The following is an 18,133-nucleotide window of genomic DNA, read 5'->3' as shown; positions in this document are numbered from 1 at the left end:
TTGTTGTGCTTCCGTTCGGTTACGTATTGCTAGTTGACCTGGGGGAGAGTCATGGGGCAACAAGTTCATCCACGCTCAGAGGGGGCAGGTGTTCCACATTATCCGGATCGCAGAGAGTATCAAAGAGACATTTGGCGCATCCATACCCGTGATGGCAATGATATCGCCGGCCTTCGCCTCCTTGATCTCGTGCCGCTCAAGCCCCAGGTATCGATACACAATCCCGACCTTGGCCTTGTGCTCCTCGCCGTCGTACTTGACCACAACCACCTGCTGGTTGGGGCGGATGGTCCCCCGTGCGATGCGGCCCACTGCGATAGCGCCCGTAGCTGTTGTAGTCAAGATTGGAGATCTGCATCTGCAAAGGACCATCAGGGTCCACATCAGGCACCGGACAATGCGTGACTATAGCCTCGAACAACGGCGTCATGTCCCCATCGCTCACACTCTCCCCCAGACCCGCGTAGCCGTTGATGGCCGAGGCGTAAACGATAGGGAAATCGAGCTGCTCGTCAGTGGCGCCAAGACGATCAAAGAGTTCGAACACCTGATCGATGACCCACTCGGGACGGGCGCCAGGTCTGTCTATTTTATTGATCACCACGATAGGGCGCAGACCATGATCGAAGGCCTTCTGGGTGACGAAGCGGGTCTGCGGCATCGGACCTTCCTGAGCATCCACCAGCAACAGTACCGAATCGACCATCGAGAGCACCCGTTCCACCTCACCCCCGAAATCGGCATGACCGGGAGTATCGACGATATTGATGCGGTAGTCTTTCCAGCGGATCGCAGTATTCTTGGAGAGGATGGTAATGCCACGCTCCCTCTCCTGGTCGTTCGAATCCATCACCCGCTCGACTTCGCCGAAGCGCTCCCCCAAGGTTCCAGACTGTTTCAGCAGTTCGTCCACCAGCGTGGTCTTGCCGTGGTCAACATGTGCGATGATGGCGATATTTCTGAGCTTCTCGATCACTGATTACAGTCCGGTCCAAAAAAAGAGCGGGGATTATACCCAAAACCCTGCCGCTCTACGCTTCAATATTTCAGATTTTTGATATATCCCGGGAAACAGGCTCTCCACTGAGAGATATCCCTCCCCAAAAGTTAAATCAACACGTTAGCGAATATTCATCAGAATATTGCTTGAAAACAGCTGTAACCCCGCTTTGAAAAACGACTTCCCACTTATTCACATCATCTGTGGATAACTCTGTTGAAAAAATCGGGACATCGGCCTGAAACCCGCATAAACATTGACTTGTCTTTAGATTGTAAAAAAAATAAACGATCTACTAACCAACTGAATATAAAGGATAAAATCAATACATAAATTTTTTGCACTCTGACTGTTGACAAATACCTCGCCACAGGAACTGCAATAGGCGCCGTGTGAATAAATCACCACGCAACACACTGAAAAAGCGGCTTTACCACAAAGTTCAGTCATAATTATCAGGGGGTTGGCGAAAGTGCATTTTGGAATCTGCAAAAACCGAACAGCTGGATAAAATCATCTGCAGGCAATTAATAAAATTCTAATAATCAAATAATTCACAACACTTCTACTGCTTGCACTTTATCCAAATTGGCGACAGGATGGCGCTGATTACAAGATTGACATCAACGCATCAGTCGCCCAGCAAGCGCACTGGGAGGCGTGATGGACCGATAACGACCCATTATAGAAGTAGCTGTAGTATGAATCCTTCCGACCTCGACCCCCTCCGCGAACATCTGGCCTCCCGCATCATCGGGCAGCAAAAATTCATCGATTCGATGTTGATCTGCCTGCTCAGCGACGGACATTTACTGGTTGAAGGTCTGCCTGGCCTGGCCAAGACCACTGCGGTCAAAGCACTGGCCGAGGGGATTGAGGCTGACTTCCATCGCGTCCAGTTCACCCCCGATCTGTTGCCCTCGGATCTCATTGGCACCGACATCTATCGCCACGAAAAGGGAGAGTTCGAGTTTCGCCAAGGACCGATCTTCCACAACATCCTGCTCGGCGACGAGATCAACCGCGCCCCCGCCAAGGTCCAGTCCGCGCTCCTTGAGGCGATGGCGGAACATCAGATAACTGTCGGCCAGACGACCTATCCGCTGCCGCAGCTCTTCATGGTGCTGGCCACCCAGAACCCGATTGAGCAGGAGGGGACCTATCAACTGCCGGAGGCCCAGCTCGATCGCTTCCTGATGCAGGCAAACGTGGAATATCCAAGCCGCGAAGAGGAGTTGCAGATTCTGGCGCTGGACAGCAGCCAGATGACGGAACCCCCCAAACCCCCGTCAAAGCAGCTTTCCCAGCACGATCTGTTCGCAATCCGCCAGGAAGCGGCGGCACTCTACCTTGATCCAAAACTGAACAACTACATCGTGGATCTTGTGCAGGCCACCCGCAATCCCAAGGCCTACGATGCCGACCTTGCCCGCTGGTGCCGATTCGGCGCTTCTCCCCGTGCGAGTATCGCGCTGGCTCGTTGCTCCCGGGTACGGGCCTGGCTCGACGGCGAGGATTTCGTCGCCCCACACCATATTCAGGCTGTGGCGCCGCCGATTCTGCGTCACCGCATCCTGCTGACCTTTGAAGCCGAGGCCGAGGGCATCACCACAGACGACTTCCTGGCGCGTCTGCTGGACATGGTCGCAATCCCTTAATCCCGCCGGTTGTCAGAGGAAGCGTCTCGCCATGAGTCTCTACCCCCATATCGACGACCTGCTGGAACTGCGGCATCAGGCCCATACCCTTGGTCTGGCTTCGCACCACCTGGTCAACTCCAGTTTCAGCGGTCTCTACTCATCAGTGTTCCGTGGCACCGGTCTCGATTTCGAGGAGGTGCGCGAATACCGGGAGGGCGACGATATCCGCAATATGGAGTGGAACGTCACCGCCCGCACCAATGTTCCCCACCTCAAGATCTTCCGTGAAGAGCGGGAGCGCAGCGTGGTGCTCTGTGTGGACAAGGGACCACACATGAGCTTTGGCACCCGCGGTACCTTCAAATCGATTCAGGCCGCCAAGGCTGCAGCCCTGCTCGGCTGGGCAGCCTCGCGGCTCAATGATCGGGTGGGTGGCATGCTGTTTGGCGACGCCGGAATCGGCATGCAGTATATCCGTCCCACCAAGGGCCGCCGCGCCCTCTGGCGCCTGCTGCACTCCCTCACTACTGAGGGCAGCCAGGAGAAACGTCAGATCGACTGCCTCTCCGAGGCGTTGCAGAAGGCAGACCGGGGTACCCCCACCGGATCGCTGATCTTCGTTATTGCCGATATGAATCGGGAGATAGCCGGTCTGGAGCAGACACTGGGACGTCTCTGCCAACACCATACGCTGGTATTGATCCCGGTAGACGATCCCGCGGAAAGCGAAATCCCTGAGATGGGCAGGGTTACCTTTGCGGGACCGGATGGGGAGCTGATAGAGGTAGATACCCGCGATCAACAGGCCCGTGACCGCTACCGTGAGATCTGGCAACGGCGCCGCAGCACACTCGAGGCACTCTGCAATCGCCTCGGCGTACCCTTGATGCCCGTCAGCACCGACGAAGAGATCCACATCACCCTGACCCGCGCACTTGCCCGTCACTTCGGCGCGCGCTAGTTATCGATATGGACTCGCTGCGTGACATCCACACAATCGACCCCGCCTCCTGGTGGCCCCTGGCCATCGGCTGGTGGCTCTCCGCGCTGGGCATCGTGCTCTTCGTTCTACTCGTCATGTGGCTGCTGCGTCAACGCAGGCTCTATCCCCTCGGACGCTGGCAGAAAGATGCCCGCCGTCGATTGCTGCAACTAAAACGCAAACTCAAAACCCAGGCCACCAAAGAGGTGGCAGGGGAGCTCTCTGAACTGTTACGCCGCATCGCCATCGCCCGCTGCGGCCGGCCCCATGCAGCGGCTCTGACCGGAGAGACCTGGTTGCTGTGGCTGAAGAAGAATGACAAATCCGGCTTCGACTGGCAGCAGAATGGCAAACTGCTGCTGCAACTCCCCTACGCCCCACCGGGACTCGATACCGAGCGTGCCGCCCTTGGCCGTCTGATCGACGCCGCCGTCCGCTGGGTCAGCAGTGAGGAGGCCTGTCATGTTTGAATTTCACTGGCCCTGGATGGCGCTGCTGCTGGTCCTGCCGTTCCTGATACGACTCTTCTGGCATCGCCCGAAGAGTGAGGAACAGACGTTGACCGAGGGTAGCCAGACCACCCTGCTCCACCCTTCGTTGGAGCATCTGCAGGAGGCCTTTCAGAGCCGCCGTCCCGGCACTCCCATCATCGCCCTGCTCTACCGGATCCTGCTCAGTCTGCTCTGGATCTCCCTGGTGCTTGCGCTGATGCGCCCCCAGTGGCTCGAACCCTACACGGAGAATCGCACTGCCGGTTACGACCTGATGCTGGCGGTGGACGCCTCCCACTCCATGGACGCCCTCGACTTCACTGTCAAAGGCAAGCAGGTGAGCCGCATGCAGGTGGTGAAAGGCGTTGTGGGCAAATTCATCGATGGACGCCAGGGGGACCGCATCGGCTTGATTATCTTCGGCAGTCAGGCCTATGTATTGTCACCTCTGAGCTTCGACCGCAGGGCGGTAAACAGCCTGCTCAACGATGTGATTCCCACCATCGCCGGTAATGGTACGGCCATGGGTGATGCCCTTGGATTGGGCGTCAAGAAACTGCGCGATCGCCCGGAAGGCTCGCGGGTGCTGTTACTGATCGCCGACGGCGAAAACACTGCAGGCACCATCCCCCCGCTGAAAGCGGCGCAGTTGGCAGCTCGGGAAGGTATCCGTATCTACAGCATCGGCGTCGGCAGTGATCGTAAAGAGGTACCGATCATGGAGAACGGACGGCTGATCTATCGCAGCGATCTCGGCTTCAACGAAGAGGTGATGCGGCAGATTGCGGAAACCTCCGGCGGCGCCTACTTCCGGGGTACTGATACTGCGGCTCTGGAGAAGATCTACCAGCGTATCGACGAGCTGGAGAAGACCGAAGCGGAGTCCCGCACCATCTTCATTCCACAACCGCTCTACCACTGGCCCCTCGGCATCGGGCTTATCTGCCTGCTGGTCATGGGACTCTTTCCGGAGGGCCGCAAACGCACCTTGAAGGGAGGAGGCTATGCCTGATGCAGCCTTCCATTTTGCCCGCCCGGAGTGGCTCTTCGCCCTGTTTGGACTGCTGCCGGTGCTCGGCTGGCTGATCTTCAGCGTCACCCGCCCCAGCAAGGGGCCAATCCACCTCTACGCCGATGAGCATCTGCTGCCCCACCTCACCGGCGTACGGGAACTTGAGGTCAACGAACGCTGGGGACGTTTCATCCGCTGGGCGCTGTTATGGATTCTTGCGGTGATCGCCATGGCCGGCCCCCGCTGGGACTACACTGACGTGGAGGCATTTACCCCCGGCAGCGACCTGATCATTCTGATGGACATCTCCCGCTCCATGGAGGTGGCCGACGTGCAACCCTCCCGTCTGGGGCGTGCCCGTCAGGAGATCCAGGATCTAATACAGCTCAACCGGGAGGTCCGCATCGGCCTGATCGCCTTCGCTTCAGTCTCCCATATCGTCTCACCCATCACGGAAGACGGCCAGAGCATCCTCAACGCCCTGCCCGCGCTCTCCACCGACCTGACTCGATTGCAGGGCAGCCGTCTGCATACTGCACTGGACAAGGCGGAACAGCTGCTCAAAGGCCAGCCCAGCGAGGGCGGACGCTCGATCCTGCTGATCAGCGACGGCGACTTCGATGAGCCCGACCTGGCCAAACGAGTCAAAACCCTGGCGGCAGACGGCATCCGTCTGCATGTGCTCGGCATCGGCACCAGCGGCGGCGGTCCGGTACCCGCACCTACCGGTCTGAGCGACCTGATGCGCGACCGCGCAGGCAAGATTATCGAATCCCGACTCAACGAGCCGTTGCTCAAACAGCTGGCGTCAACGGGCAACGGCCACTATCTACAGGCAAACTTTCGCGATGATGACAGCCGAACCCTTCTCACCCTCGCTGCCTCCGACGCTGCAGAGGCGGTAGCCACTGATGAGAAGACCAGGATCTGGAACGAGCGATTTTACTGGATGCTGATTCCACTTGTACTGCTTTTGCTGCCCACTTTTCGGCGCCAGCAAACGGAGGGGGGTCTATGAACAGGCACCTCATCCCACTCCTCCCCCTCCTGCTTCTGATTTGCGCCCCCACACAAGCCGAGTGGTTCCGCAACAGCGAACAGCTCGCTGAGGACGCCTATCAGCAGGGGCACTATGAAGAGGCGGCAAAGGATTTCAGCGACCCCTATCGCCGTGGCGTGGCCCAATACCGGGCGGGTGACTATGCAGCGGCGGCCGAGAGTTTTGCCACTGTGGAGCGGGACGAGGTAGAGCAGGATGCACGCTACAACCTGGGCAATGCGCGTTTCAGGTTAGAGGACTATCCAGGCGCTGTCGAAGCCTACGAGTCGGTATTGGCAGATGACCCCAAACATGAGGATGCCGGTTACAACCTGGCGCTTACACGTACCCTGATGGCCAAGGAGCAGCCCGAAGAGGATGAACTGACCGAAGAAGAGAAGGCGGAGCAGGAAAAAGAGGAACAAGAAAAACAGGAAGAAAAGGAAAAAGAAGAACAGCAGGGAGAGGAGGAGTCAGAGGAGGAGGAGCAGTCCGGCGAGCAGGAGTCAGAGGAAGAGCAGCAATCCGGCGAACAGGAGTCCGAGGAGCAGAAGGAATCCGGCGAACAGGAGTCCGAAGAGCAACAAGAGGGAGAGTCGGAGTCAGAGGAGCAACAGGAGTCCCAATCCGGCGAGCAGAGCGAAGAGGAGCAGCAGGGCGAGGGAGAGTCCGAAAGCGAGCAGGAGTGAATCCGGCGAACAGGAGTCCGAAGAGCAGAAGGAATCCGGCGAGCAGGAGTCCGAAGAGCAGTATGAACTAAGAACAGAGTCCGAAGAGCAGAAGGAATCCGGCGAACAGGAGTCCGAAGAGCAGAAGGAATCCGGCGAGCAGAGCGAAGAGCAGCAGCAGGGCGAGGGAGAGTCCGAAAGCGAGCAGGAGAGCGGAGAACAGCAGGATCAACAGCAGAGCGGGGCCTCAAGCGAAGAGTCAGAAGAGCAGGAAGGCGAACAGCAGGGTGAACAGGATCAGGGAGGGTTCATCCGAGGACGAGCAGCAGGGCCAACAGTCCGGTGAGCAAAAGGACGAAACCGAACAGCAGGATAAAGCGGGTCAGGAGAAGGATGACCCGGAGCAGCAGGGTGAGGCTGGCGAAGAGGAGTCGGAAGAAACCAAGACCGGCGAACAACAGCAGGACGAAGGTGAAGGCGGCGAACAGGAAGACCGCACTGACCAGGCAGGGAAGTCCGAACAGGAGCAGTCAGAAGCAGAGGATGCAGAGGCCAACCAGCAGGATGAACCTCAGGAAGATGCTGCAGGTAAAGAGCCATCACCCGAGGAAAAGTCTGCTAGCCTTGGAGAGTCACCGGATGAAAATTCAGCAGAGCAGGATCAACCCACTGCTGGCAGACTGGGAGAGGAGAAACAAGACCCGGAAATACTGCCACAGGGTCAACCAACCCCTGAAGCAGTCGATCAAGTCGACCAGATGGGTGATATGTCGACCCCTGATGCCGACCAACAGCAAAGCGGCGGCCCCGGTGGCGACAGTCAATCCCGCATGAGTGGAGGCATGGCACTGATGGAGCAGTGGCTGGAGCAGGTCGAAGGCGACCCGGCGGAGCTGATGCAAAAACAGTTCAAACTCCAAGAGTACGACTATTTGCGCAGCAAAGGCGGCCGCGATTTTGAGACGCGGCCCTGGTAATCGGCTAGCGGACAGAAGACAGTTTTCACACCAGGTCTGTTTGCTGCCGGGGTCGGTGTCAAATTTGATCGAAGCCGCTTGGCTTCCAATAACGTGATGCCCATAAATTTTGACTCCGACCACTCATGAAAAGATCAAATAAAACGGAAAACCACCGAAGCTATCAGAGGATGGACAAAAAATTGCGCGACCTTACAGGCATTTTGCTATTGCTGCTGCTGGCGACCAATGTCACAGCGGCGCCCGGAGGCTACCCCGGTTATATGCCATGGCAACCCCCAGTCAGCCAGTGGAACTATGCGCCACCGGATCAGCGCAACAAGGGTACCCCCTCGCCGGAACTTCCCCCGCCAACCGTGCAGCCCCCCTCTTACGGACCTGGTGGCTGGCCGGGCATGCAGCGCCCGGGATATAACCAAACACCGTACTACAACCAACAGTCCCGTCCACCTCGCCTGGAGATCAAACTCTCAGGCAGAACCCCCTATCTGCAGGAGAACCTGTTACTCCATCTCAACATCATCAGTGACGGCAACCTCAAAACCGCCACACCACAACTGCCGCAAACCGACGCGCTCATTTTCCAGAAGATCGAGGGCCCCACAGCCAGCTCCCGCACCCGTAAAGGAAATCAGGAGATCGTGACCGGATTTATCTACCAGGTGACGCCACTGCGCCCTGGAAAGATCGAGATTCCGCCGTTTCACGTAACTGGAACACTGAAACCTATGAGTGGATACGGCAGCGTTCCCAAGGCTTTCGAAGCGACCAGTGATAAGCCTCTGATACTCGATGTCAAAGATGCCGATCCTTCCATCAATCCCTGGCTGCCGCTCGAACAGTTGACCCTCAAAACGAAACTACCGGAGAACGCCCGCTTCGCTGCCGGGCAACCCACCAGCCTGACGATTGAAATCAGGGCCATCGGTGCGTCCGGTGATCTCCTGCCCAGTCTCGAACGTCAGCTGCAAAGCCCTGCCTTCCGGGTTTACCGGGAGAAGACTCGCACCCAAACCAATCTCAGCAAGAGTGGCAAAAAGATTCTGGGAAGCCGCATCGAAACCTTCACGCTGGTCCCCCAGCATGGCGGTGACCTGCAACTGCCCGAGTTGCGTGTACCCTGGTGGAATATCAGGACAGGCATGCCGCAGCATGCCTCCGAGCCCGTCAAACCCTTGGCTGTCAGCGGCAGTGGTTTAAGGGGGGAAGGGCTTTTCGGCCTGACCAAGCCGAGCACATTTTTCCCGGCCGGCTCCCCCGCGGCATTCTGGATCCCACTGGCCGTGGCACTGGGTATTATCTTCGGTTACTGGCTGGCGGTCTGGATCGCCAATAGAAAACGTGAGGTAAAACCTCCCGCTGCATTTGCTCCGCTCACCCTTGCACTGAAGAAGCCTTTCCTGAACATGGCGCCAGCTTTCGCTCCGTTCAGTGAGAAGTTTCGCGCCACCACTGCCTGCCTCAATCCAATTACCAAGTGGCAACGACTGCGCCGTCAACTGGTCGGCATGCTACCGCTGTCGATCCGTTTCTGGTTCTGCGTACGCTGCGTTGATCAGGAAAATGATCCAGACGTCTGGGGTTACACTCTGCGCTTCCTGGCCAACAAACATATGGGTATGCCACCGCGAGCGCCTTTCGCAGACATTGCAGACCGCATCATCGCTTTTCAGCCGAGATCCAACCCTCAGCGGGTACGTCGCCTCGTACACGATTTGGATCAGGCAATTTATGGGCACGCAAAACTCGATTTCGAAGCCTGGAAACGGGATTTCAAACGGGAGATACGGCCCGGCGTGGCTCTGCTTCGCACCCGACGCAGCGGAAAAAAACATGGCATTGACAACCGCCTGCCGGAACTAAACCCCAAGGCTGCCGCATAGAACCAGATAACCCAGAACTGCAGCCACCTCAATTCCTCGAATTCACCAAGTGCTGTAGGGTGTGTACACTGTTTTACGTGCGACATACTCGCTGTTTAGAAAAATCGTTGGATAGTTACAAATTAAGCTTGACCCCGTGGTCTCCGGAAATCTTTTACGCGCCTTCTGAATCTCATTTCTTTCCCCCGTACACAAAAAGTGCATCTCAGGCTATCATCTGAATTTATAAATATTTACAATTTACTGAGAGCTGCGGTCAGAGTACCCATTTGCCAAAGAGCGCCAATATCATCCGGGGTTAACTGACAGAAGACGCGGGGCAGGGGCAAGTACAAAACTTCCAGGACAAATTCCGTTAAGCCGTGCTCTGGAAAGCCCAATATCATGAAATCACACTGATCACTTTTTTATACAGGGACAAGATGAATCTTAAACTGGCTATTCTAAAAATCCTGCATCGGGTTGGCGCCCTAAAGATTTTACTTTTTCTCAAAAGAAAAAAAATTACAATTTTTACGCTTCACGGCGTCATGGATACCCAGGCGGAAGCATCCTCATGGGAGCCGCTTCGGCCGCAGCTTGCACCTCAATATCTTGAGCAATGCCTCAAACTCTTCAGTCGTTACTACAACTTTGTCACTATCGATGAAGCTGTTGCCATGCTGGAGGGACGACTGCCGTCAAAGCCCAATTGTTGCGTCGTTACCTTCGACGACGGCTACAGAAACAATGCAACCCATGCACTGCCGATACTGCAGAAATATGGCGTTCCTGCCGTCTTCTATGTCGCCACCGGCCACACTGAGGAACAACGCCCCTTCTGGGTCGACCGCCTCGATTATGCGCTACAGTTTGCGGACATCGACGGGAAAACAATTCGCTACAAAGAGACTGAAATTACCATCGATAAGTCCAACAGAGACACCTTGGCTCGATCCTATTCCCGGCTGCGTGGCATTCTGAAACATGCCGATATGCCTGACATAGAGATGCGTGACTACTTCGATCAACTGGCGGAATCACTTGAAAAACAGAGTGGCATGAGCATCAAGCAGATTGTCAAAGATGATCCCTGGTCCGCCATTTTGACCTGGGACGAGATAGCCGATATCTCACGCACCACCGAAATCACCATTGGCAGCCATACCGTGGATCACGTCCGGTTGGGCCAGACGGGGGCTGAAGCGTCGCGGGATCAGGTCGTCAGATCAAAAGAGGCAATAGAGAAGGTCATAGGGAAGAGTTGTCACCATTTCTGCTACCCAAACGGCAGTTGGAATCAACAAGCCGTCGATATACTCAAAGAGACCGGATACACCTCGGCAGTGACCACCGATGAGGGAATCAACGATCCAGGCGCCGACCCTTTCAAGCTGAAAAGGATCTCGATTTCCGGCAAGAAGGATCCACTCTTCCTGCTGGCCAGTACCGCCGGACTTTCAAGTTGATCCACGCATGACCTGACTCCCGGATTTTCGCTCTGGTCCGTGTTATCCTCGACCGCTACTGACAGCGTAGAATCTGAAATCCTTTATTCAGCGCTGAAACACTTGTCCAAACAAATGCGCTTCAATCTGTGATCAAATGGATCATGCTCCACCCAGATCCATATTTCGACAAGCGAAACAACTCTCTGAAAACGGTATAGCGCAGTGTCTGACTCAACAAATGAAAAAAAAGAGGATGTTTCCGGTCGCGACAGAATGATCTGGAATGTCATCACCAGCTGGGCGGGGTATCTTGTCTTCATCGTTGCGGGATTCGTCATGCCCAGAATGATAGACAACAACATCGGCCAGGAGGCGCTGGGTATCTGGGATTTCTGTTGGTCACTCGTAGCCTATATGCGCCTCACCACCATGGGCCTGGGTTCACAATTGAACCGCTATATCGCCAAGTATCGGGCCAGCGAAGAGTTCGACGAGATGCGCGGTACGATTTCCACCGTACTGGTGATCCAGGTGTTCATCGCAGCCATGGTGCTGCTTGTTGTCACAGCCCTCTACTTTATACTGCCCATCTTTTTCGCTGAAAAACTCGGCAGCAACCTGGAGACAGCACAGGGGGTCATGCTATTTCTGGGCGCGACCTTCGCTGCAGAGATGGCGCTGGAACCCGCCAAAGGGGTCATCACTGGTTATCATCGCTGGGGGATGCATAATGCCATCAGTTCAGGGTTTTATCTCATCACGGTAATCGGCATGATCACTGCCCTGACAATGGGCGGAGAACTGGTCAGCATCAGCATCATCTATTTTGTCGTCACCCTGTTTGGCGAGATCATCCGTATGATCTATGCCCGTCATATCTGCCCTGAATTGAGATTTCACCTCCACTCCGCCACTTGGGTTCGTGCCAAAAAGCTGATCCACTTTGGTGGAAAAACCTTCGCAGCTGCGATTGTGCCCATCATTCTGCTGCAAACCACCAGCGTCTTTATTGTCAGTAATCTGGGGCCTGCGGCCTTGGCGATATTCACCCGACCCGTGGCCATCGTCAGGCACATTGAAACATTCGTGCGTAAATTCACCTATGTGCTGATACCTACAGTAGGCGCACTGCATGGCGCCGGCAAAACCGAAGAACTGAAAGAGCTTCTGATCACCACAGCCAGGTATGGCGTTGCCCTCACTACTCCCTTTCTGATTGCTTTTGTCATCTACGGCGACGTCATCATGACAGTCTGGATGGGCAGTGAATATGTCAACATGACCATCATTCTCGTCCTGGCCGTTGCTTACTTCCTGCCGATTTCGATGGACCCGTTCTACCGTGTGTTGATGGGAATAAATATGCATGGCTTTATCGGCAAGTGGAGCATTATCATCACCCTTGCTTCACTTGTTATCGGCATTACCACACTCAATACCATTGGATGGACACTGGAAGGCGCTGCCTTCTTAATCGCAGTACCTATCTTTATCACCTTTGGACTCCTGGTCCCCTACCACTCCTGCAAGGTTTTGGAGGTTCCGCTCAGTTCATTCATTGTGAAGGTCTTCTTTACTCCCCTGCTGTCAGTCATACCCTTTACACTTTGGCTGCTGTTGGTGCGCCATCTGCTGGGTGACCGTTTTGTTGAAATCCTGATCTACGGCAGTTTGGGAGGTGGCATTATCCTATTCATCATCTACTGGATCGTGCTCTTTCCCAAGTCCTTCAAAAAGAAGATCACCAAGCGTATTCTCGCGTTTGCAAAATAGCAGCGGCATCATCCAACCACGAGAAGAATATCTTCACTGAACATGGGCCATTCTCCCTATCAGACCCTAGAGCACGCCATAACCTGTATCGACACAGGTTATCAGCGGTCAGGTCTTGCGGCCTGCTACATGATCGAGGCGCAGGGAAAGTTGGCTTTTGTCGATACAGGCACAACCTATACCCTGCCTGTCATTCTCAAGCTACTGGAAACCCGTGGACTGACCACTGACCAAGTGAAGTACATCATCGTGACCCACGTTCACCTGGATCACGCAGGGGGTGCTGGCGCACTGATGGAAAAGTGCCCCGAAGCGCAGCTTGTCGTCCACCCTTTTGGCGCCCGCCATATGGTCGACCCGACAAAACTGACTGCGGGCGCCACTGCGGTCTACGGTGAGGAAGGGTTCCGCAAAGCCTTTGGCCGGCTGATTCCCATCCCGCAGGAGAGAGTGATTGAGGCATCCGACGAGATTGTGATCGAACTCGGCGGCAGGTCTCTGCTCTGCCTCGATACCCCTGGCCATGCCCGGCACCACATCTGCATCTATGACGACAGGAGTAAAGGACTCTTTACCGGCGATACCTTTGGTCTCTCTTATCGGGACCTGGATACCTCCAAGGGGGCTTTTATTCTGCCCACCACCACCCCGGTCCAGTTCGACCCACCAGCCTGGCAGGCAACATTAAGCAGACTGATGGAGATGAACCCATCCAGCGCTTACCTCACCCACTATGGAAAAGTGAGCGACATGAACCGGCTGGCAGATGACCTGCACCGGGCTATCGACGATTTTGCAGAGATTGCCCTGACGGTGGAAGCAGAGAACCGCCTTGCCGGAATCCAGCAAAGATTATGGGCATGGACCAATAGCGCGCTCATGAAGCACGGCTGTTCGCTGGCGGAACCCCGGCTCAAGGCACTGCTGGCCATGGATATCGAATTGAATGCCCAAGGACTGGATGTCTGGCTGCAACGCAGGGAGAGGGAACAGGCCAGGCAGCCCGGATAAAGTCTTACCCTGAGATATTCCTGCGGGAGGTGTTTTTCGACCCACTCATGTCCCAGGCGTAAGTGCAGTCAAGGTGGCAAAGTACATTCACCAACCCACGCTCTCCACCTTCGATCATAACCGCCAGGGGTGAACGCCTTTGTAACTTGGTATTGAGCTGACGCATCCAGCGCCGCCCCATATCCGGATTCAGCGGGTAGGTGGTACGAAGCGCATCGTTTATACGGATCAGATACTCAACTCGTTTGGTGATGCCTGGGTTATTGGGTAAAGGCTGATCGCTCATATATCGTGCCATATGACGGGGCTTTCCTTCCAGGTCCAGCAGCGCCATCATCTCTTCCGCTCTGAGTCCCCAGTTTTTCAGCATATTCAGTACGCCACGCGTCATCTCCAAACGCTCTTCCAAATACAAATTCCCGCTTTCTTGTACTGTTTCGTTCATAACCCAACCAAATATCACTCGTCAATTTCTTACCTGCCAAACAGGATTGTCAACGAAAGTCTAGCACGGGGAATCGGGCCTATTTCCCATGAACAGTCAGGGATTTACAGGGTACAGCGAATTTAACCGCCAAACAGATTACGCCACCAGCGCTTTCGATTTCCGGGGAGTACCTGAGTTGACGGCAGGTCAACAGGTTGGGTCTTGCTCATCACCCAACCCGGCAGAGGGGGATTATCACTATAGCCACAGGAGACACCCAGATTATTGGGATCGTATATCTTGACGAAAGAGGGCGCGGTCAGATCGTCCGCATAAACAATGCCGCAGTAATCCTCATCATGCTCTTTTCGCAGCAGTTCATCGATTTCAGAGATAAAATGATTGAAGCCATCCGCATCAACCACCCCGGAGGGAGGTTGCTCGCCAACCGCATAGATATACCACCCTCCGCCAGCATCCATACGTAACACCTCCCATAAACTATCCAGATGGTGCCAGCGTAATGCTGAGGTAAAACTGCCACGAAAGGCACGAAGATAGTCGTTCTCTTCATTCATGATTTTCCGACTCTAACAATCTGCTTATGGGTTTCCTGGGATTAATACTCATCAAACTCTCTATCGGTTTCAATAGACGACCTGTTACTTCTCTCTATCAAGAAAGACCAATGCCAACTGCCCTATATATCCCTCCATATACTTCAGGAGAGCATAGATAAACATGATAATCCCAAGCATCTCACAGAGTTCTTCGAACGTGTAGATAACTGAATAGGAGAGCGCATCTCTCTCATGATAAGTATATTGATCACCAATAAAGTTGATTCCAATGGCACCGACAAGATAGACCACACCAGCCAGGATAAACAACTTGGCGGTCGACTTTGGCAATCTGGCAAGAAATCGTCGATAGATCAAAAGCATGGCGAGCAGCAGCGGTACGTAGACCAGCAGCCACGCATAGGAGATCAAGCCGATAACCTTCAAGTGACTGCGGACAGGTTCAAAGATGCGATTATGGATATCGGTATACTCATCGATTGCAAGCAGGAGAAAAATTACCGCCAGACCATACCAGTACTTGAAATCCACCTCTCCTCTACGATGGTGAACCCAGGCAATCAGGGTCAATAGCAGAGAACAGAAAAGGATCGCGAATGAGGCATAGAAAGACGGAATGCTCCACTCTCTGTTCAAGTTGAAGAGATACACCAGACCAAAAAGCCGGCTGTGACCCAAAAAATGGTGTGAAATTTGTCCCAATGTGTTGGCAATGGTCAAAAATGCGACAATCCACAACAGGATCCGAACGACCTTCTCAGCCGAAAATACGATTTGCATAGGATAAACTGTGAGTATGGGAAGAAAGCTGATGTTGAGCGGGTTATAATACAGTTTTGTTAAACTAACAAGCGCCATGAACAAAGCAAATAACACCCTGTTTGAATCCAATCTCCCAAGCCTGGAACGGGTTAGCCGGGGGAAAGTCCGCGATATCTATGCTGTCGACGATAATCATCTGTTGATCGTTACAAGTGACCGTCTATCCGCATTTGACGTCATTCTGCCACAAGCCATCCCTGGTAAGGGTGAGGTGCTGACGCGAGTGGCAAATTTCTGGTTTGAACGAACCAGAGATCAGGTGCCGAACCATCTGTCTGACATCCCCCTTGAATCTGTCATCCCGGACTCCAACCAGCGCTCGGCACTGGGTGACCGGGCAATCGTCGTACGCAAGCTCAAGCCTCTGCCAGTCGAAGCTATCGTCAGGGGTTATCTGATCGGCTCCGGCTGGAAAGATTATCAACGCAACGGAGGGGTTTGCGGTATTCAACTGCCGCAAGGACTACAGCAGGCAGACAAACTGCCTGAGGCAATCTACACGCCATCGACCAAGGCCGAAGTGGGTGAGCACGATGAAAACATCAGTTTTGAGAAGACCGTCGACCTGATCGGGCAGGATCTTGCCGGGCAGGTACGTGACCTGAGTCTTGGCATCTACACAGAAGCTGCCGACTTTGCCCGCGAAAAGGGCATTATCATCGCCGACACCAAATTTGAGTTCGGCCTGGATGATCACGGCACCGTACATCTGATCGATGAAGTGCTGACCCCTGATTCTTCCCGTTTTTGGCCTGCAAGTGAATACCGCACCGGCATCAGCCCACCCAGCTTCGACAAACAGTTCGTGCGCGACTACCTGGAGACTCTTGATTGGGACAAAACCCCGCCGGGTCCTGAATTGCCTGAAGAGATCATTCGTAAAACCGCAGAGAAATACCGGGAGGCGGAGAAGCGTTTGACTGGCGCCTGACCGATTGGGAATAGATGTTGAATCCTATGGTGAATAACAATTCAAACGCCGCCAAGGTGGTAATCTACACGACCCAGCGTTGCCCCCACTGCAAGCGCGCCAAAGAGTGGCTGAAGACCAACGAGGTGCTGTTTTTGGAGTTTGATGTCGGCAAGGCCGGAAAAATGCAGAAACGTTTTTTCAGCATGGGAGGGCGAAGCGTACCGATGATCGTTATCGGCGACCAGCAGTTGCCTGGCTTTGCCCCAAAGCAACTCAAGCAGGCGCTTGAGCATGCCGGGATCCTTATCTAACCCCATCCATTATTTCAAGCACGAAAAAGGGGCACCAAGCGCCCCTTTTTCTTGTATAGAATCCACCCGATCAGCTGACTTTGGGATCCAGTTCGCCACTCTCGTAACGACCAAACATGGTCTCCAGGGAGATCGCGGTCATCTTGGAAGCCATACCGGCAGAACCAAACGCTTCATAGCGATTCTTGCAGATATCAGACATGCCTTTAGTCGCTTCCTTGAGGAACTTACGTGGGTCGAAGTTGCTCTTGTTCTCTTCCAGGTGACGACGGACAGAACCCGTGGATGCCATACGCAGGTCGGTATCGATGTTGACCTTGCGCACGCCGGATTTGATACCTTCAACGATCTCGTCAACCGGCACACCATAAGTCTGACCCATGTCGCCGCCGTAGCTGTTGATGATCTTCAGCCAGTCCTGGGGCACGGAAGATGAGCCATGCATAACCAGATGGACACCAGGGATGCGCTCGTGAATCTCTTTCACGCGATCGATACGCAGAATCTTGCCCGTAGGCTCTTGGGTGAACTTGTAGGCGCCGTGAGAGGTGCCGATTGCGATGGCCAGAGCATCAACTCCGGTCTTCTTGACGAAATCAGCGGCCTCTTCAGGATCGGTCAGCAGCTGATCCATATCCAGCTTGCCTTCGGCACCGTGGCCGTCTTCTTCGCCCATCATGCCGGTTTCCAGTGAACCCAGGCAACCCAACTCGCCCTCAACAGAGACGCCACCAGAGTGAGCCATATCGACGACTTTCTTCGTGATATCGACATTGTACTCGTAGGTAGAGGGGGTCTTGGCGTCGGACATCAGAGAGCCGTCCATCATAACGGAGCTGAAGCCGGACTGGATGGAACGCAGGCAGATGTCTGGAGATGCACCATGATCCTGATGCATGCAGACCGGGATGTGGGGGTACATCTCGATGGCAGCCTCGATCAAGTGGCGCAGAAAGGGCTCTCCGGCATAGGAACGGGCACCGGCAGAACCCTGCAGGATGACAGGGCTGTCAACCGCATCTGCCGCCTGCATAATGGCGTGCACCTGTTCCATGTTATTAACGTTGAACGCTGGCAAGCCATAGCTGTGCTCAGCGGCATGATCCAGAAGTTGGCGCAGGGAAATCAGGGCCATGATAGCCTCCTTGAGTTGGTTTCTGTAACTGGGTTAAA

Annotated in this window: 18 protein-coding genes and 1 pseudogene; 13 read left to right on the top strand and 6 right to left on the bottom strand. The window is 54.7% G+C overall.

The genetic code is table 11. From position 1 onward, the window contains the following. Positions 1 to 64: 64 nt before the first annotated feature. Positions 65 to 976: pseudogene (locus G9Q73_RS15405) on the bottom strand (GTP-binding protein); the annotation flags it as partial. A 725-nt stretch (positions 977 to 1,701) separates the two neighbouring features. Between G9Q73_RS15405 and G9Q73_RS15400 the strand changes: the two are divergent. Genes G9Q73_RS15400 through G9Q73_RS15375 form a run of 6 tightly spaced genes read left to right on the top strand, consistent with a single transcriptional unit; the run spans position 1,702 to position 6,853 of the window. Beyond that, positions 1,702 to 2,658, top strand: a complete 957-nt coding sequence (locus tag G9Q73_RS15400; protein WP_177420564.1) for an AAA family ATPase — start codon at positions 1,702 to 1,704, stop codon at positions 2,656 to 2,658. 31 nt (positions 2,659 to 2,689) lie between these two features. Next, positions 2,690 to 3,601 (top strand): DUF58 domain-containing protein, encoded by a 912-nt coding sequence (locus tag G9Q73_RS15395; RefSeq protein ID WP_177420563.1) that lies wholly within the window; start codon positions 2,690 to 2,692, stop codon positions 3,599 to 3,601. 8 nt (positions 3,602 to 3,609) lie between these two features. After that, positions 3,610 to 4,092, top strand: a complete 483-nt coding sequence (locus tag G9Q73_RS15390; RefSeq protein WP_177420562.1) for a DUF4381 domain-containing protein — start codon at positions 3,610 to 3,612, stop codon at positions 4,090 to 4,092. Beyond that, complete coding sequence (locus G9Q73_RS15385) at positions 4,085 to 5,125, top strand: VWA domain-containing protein (RefSeq protein ID WP_177420561.1); 1,041 nt, start codon at positions 4,085 to 4,087, stop codon at positions 5,123 to 5,125. Before G9Q73_RS15390 ends, G9Q73_RS15385 begins: the two co-directional genes overlap by 8 nt. Continuing rightward, positions 5,118 to 6,143 (top strand): vWA domain-containing protein, encoded by a 1,026-nt coding sequence (locus tag G9Q73_RS15380; protein ID WP_177420560.1) that lies wholly within the window; start codon positions 5,118 to 5,120, stop codon positions 6,141 to 6,143. The genes G9Q73_RS15385 and G9Q73_RS15380 overlap by 8 nt, the downstream gene beginning before the upstream one ends. Beyond that, positions 6,140 to 6,853: a tetratricopeptide repeat protein gene (locus G9Q73_RS15375; protein ID WP_177420559.1), complete on the top strand. Its 714-nt coding sequence runs from the start codon at positions 6,140 to 6,142 to the stop codon at positions 6,851 to 6,853. The genes G9Q73_RS15380 and G9Q73_RS15375 overlap by 4 nt, the downstream gene beginning before the upstream one ends. A 67-nt stretch (positions 6,854 to 6,920) precedes the next feature. Here the strand turns inward: G9Q73_RS15375 and G9Q73_RS15370 are convergent, their stop codons facing one another. Beyond that, positions 6,921 to 7,064: a hypothetical protein gene (locus G9Q73_RS15370; protein ID WP_177420558.1), complete on the bottom strand. Its 144-nt coding sequence runs from the start codon at positions 7,062 to 7,064 to the stop codon at positions 6,921 to 6,923. A gap of 55 nt (positions 7,065 to 7,119) precedes the next feature. Between G9Q73_RS15370 and G9Q73_RS15365 the strand changes: the two genes are divergently transcribed. The 5 genes from G9Q73_RS15365 to G9Q73_RS15345 all read left to right on the top strand — a co-directional run bounded on the left by G9Q73_RS15365 (position 7,120) and on the right by G9Q73_RS15345 (position 13,906). Continuing rightward, positions 7,120 to 7,809 (top strand): prolipoprotein diacylglyceryl transferase, encoded by a 690-nt coding sequence (locus G9Q73_RS15365; RefSeq protein ID WP_177420557.1) that lies wholly within the window; start codon positions 7,120 to 7,122, stop codon positions 7,807 to 7,809. A gap of 170 nt (positions 7,810 to 7,979) precedes the next feature. Next, a complete protein-coding gene (locus G9Q73_RS15360; protein WP_177420556.1) occupies positions 7,980 to 9,692 on the top strand; it encodes a BatD family protein in 1,713 nt (570 codons plus the stop codon). Positions 9,693 to 10,114: 422 nt separating this feature from the next. Continuing rightward, on the top strand, positions 10,115 to 11,140 hold the full coding sequence (locus tag G9Q73_RS15355) for a polysaccharide deacetylase family protein (RefSeq protein ID WP_177420555.1): 1,026 nt from the start codon (positions 10,115 to 10,117) through the stop codon (positions 11,138 to 11,140). Positions 11,141 to 11,344: 204 nt separating this feature from the next. Further along, entirely contained in the window at positions 11,345 to 12,895 is a 1,551-nt protein-coding gene (locus tag G9Q73_RS15350) for a lipopolysaccharide biosynthesis protein (protein ID WP_177420554.1), read from the top strand. Positions 12,896 to 12,937: 42 nt separating this feature from the next. Further along, positions 12,938 to 13,906 (top strand): MBL fold metallo-hydrolase, encoded by a 969-nt coding sequence (locus tag G9Q73_RS15345; protein WP_177420553.1) that lies wholly within the window; start codon positions 12,938 to 12,940, stop codon positions 13,904 to 13,906. Between the two features lie 4 nt (positions 13,907 to 13,910). Here G9Q73_RS15345 and G9Q73_RS15340 read toward each other — a convergent pair whose 3' ends face one another. The 3 genes from G9Q73_RS15340 to G9Q73_RS15330 form a co-directional block, all read right to left on the bottom strand. After that, a complete protein-coding gene (locus G9Q73_RS15340; RefSeq protein ID WP_177420552.1) occupies positions 13,911 to 14,315 on the bottom strand; it encodes a DUF2384 domain-containing protein in 405 nt (134 codons plus the stop codon). A 158-nt stretch (positions 14,316 to 14,473) separates the two neighbouring features. Continuing rightward, a complete protein-coding gene (locus G9Q73_RS15335) occupies positions 14,474 to 14,911 on the bottom strand; it encodes a hypothetical protein (RefSeq protein WP_177420551.1) in 438 nt (145 codons plus the stop codon). Between the two features lie 84 nt (positions 14,912 to 14,995). Continuing rightward, positions 14,996 to 15,694 carry a DUF8692 domain-containing protein gene (locus tag G9Q73_RS15330; protein WP_177420550.1) on the bottom strand — a complete coding sequence of 233 codons (699 nt, stop codon included), beginning with the start codon at positions 15,692 to 15,694 and terminating at the stop codon, positions 14,996 to 14,998. A 76-nt stretch (positions 15,695 to 15,770) separates the two neighbouring features. On the opposite strand from G9Q73_RS15330, the gene G9Q73_RS15325 reads away from it, so the two are divergent. After that, a complete protein-coding gene (locus tag G9Q73_RS15325) occupies positions 15,771 to 16,667 on the top strand; it encodes a phosphoribosylaminoimidazolesuccinocarboxamide synthase (protein ID WP_177420549.1) in 897 nt (298 codons plus the stop codon). Between the two features lie 29 nt (positions 16,668 to 16,696). Next, positions 16,697 to 16,960, top strand: coding sequence for a glutaredoxin family protein (locus tag G9Q73_RS15320; protein ID WP_369408909.1), 264 nt, complete (start codon positions 16,697 to 16,699; stop codon positions 16,958 to 16,960). A gap of 70 nt (positions 16,961 to 17,030) precedes the next feature. Here G9Q73_RS15320 and fba read toward each other — a convergent pair whose 3' ends face one another. Continuing rightward, positions 17,031 to 18,095 (bottom strand): class II fructose-bisphosphate aldolase, encoded by a 1,065-nt coding sequence (fba, locus tag G9Q73_RS15315; RefSeq protein ID WP_177420547.1) that lies wholly within the window; start codon positions 18,093 to 18,095, stop codon positions 17,031 to 17,033. Positions 18,096 to 18,133 lie beyond the last annotated feature (38 nt).

This window comes from endosymbiont of Lamellibrachia barhami (genome assembly GCF_011947365.2).
Taxonomy (GTDB): Bacteria; Pseudomonadota; Gammaproteobacteria; order Chromatiales; family Chromatiaceae; genus QGON01.
The sequence above is the reverse complement of the archived record's forward strand: the minus strand, read 5'-3'. Positions and strand labels throughout refer to the sequence as shown.

Bases quoted from the DNA above. Each gene is read 5' to 3' on its own strand.
- G9Q73_RS15400 (WP_177420564.1), top strand. From the start codon at position 1,702: ATGAATCCTTCCGACCTCGACCCCCTCCGCGAACATCTGGCCTCCCGC.
- G9Q73_RS15395 (WP_177420563.1), top strand. From the start codon at position 2,690: ATGAGTCTCTACCCCCATATCGACGACCTGCTGGAACTGCGGCATCAG.
- G9Q73_RS15390 (WP_177420562.1), top strand. From the start codon at position 3,610: ATGGACTCGCTGCGTGACATCCACACAATCGACCCCGCCTCCTGGTGG.
- G9Q73_RS15385 (WP_177420561.1), top strand. From the start codon at position 4,085: ATGTTTGAATTTCACTGGCCCTGGATGGCGCTGCTGCTGGTCCTGCCG.
- G9Q73_RS15380 (WP_177420560.1), top strand. From the start codon at position 5,118: ATGCCTGATGCAGCCTTCCATTTTGCCCGCCCGGAGTGGCTCTTCGCC.
- G9Q73_RS15375 (WP_177420559.1), top strand. From the start codon at position 6,140: ATGAACAGGCACCTCATCCCACTCCTCCCCCTCCTGCTTCTGATTTGC.
- G9Q73_RS15360 (WP_177420556.1), top strand. From the start codon at position 7,980: ATGGACAAAAAATTGCGCGACCTTACAGGCATTTTGCTATTGCTGCTG.
- G9Q73_RS15355 (WP_177420555.1), top strand. From the start codon at position 10,115: ATGAATCTTAAACTGGCTATTCTAAAAATCCTGCATCGGGTTGGCGCC.
- G9Q73_RS15345 (WP_177420553.1), top strand. From the start codon at position 12,938: ATGGGCCATTCTCCCTATCAGACCCTAGAGCACGCCATAACCTGTATC.
- G9Q73_RS15335 (WP_177420551.1), bottom strand. From the start codon at position 14,911: ATGAATGAAGAGAACGACTATCTTCGTGCCTTTCGTGGCAGTTTTACC.
- G9Q73_RS15330 (WP_177420550.1), bottom strand. From the start codon at position 15,694: ATGCAAATCGTATTTTCGGCTGAGAAGGTCGTTCGGATCCTGTTGTGG.
- G9Q73_RS15325 (WP_177420549.1), top strand. From the start codon at position 15,771: ATGAACAAAGCAAATAACACCCTGTTTGAATCCAATCTCCCAAGCCTG.
- fba (WP_177420547.1), bottom strand. From the start codon at position 18,095: ATGGCCCTGATTTCCCTGCGCCAACTTCTGGATCATGCCGCTGAGCAC.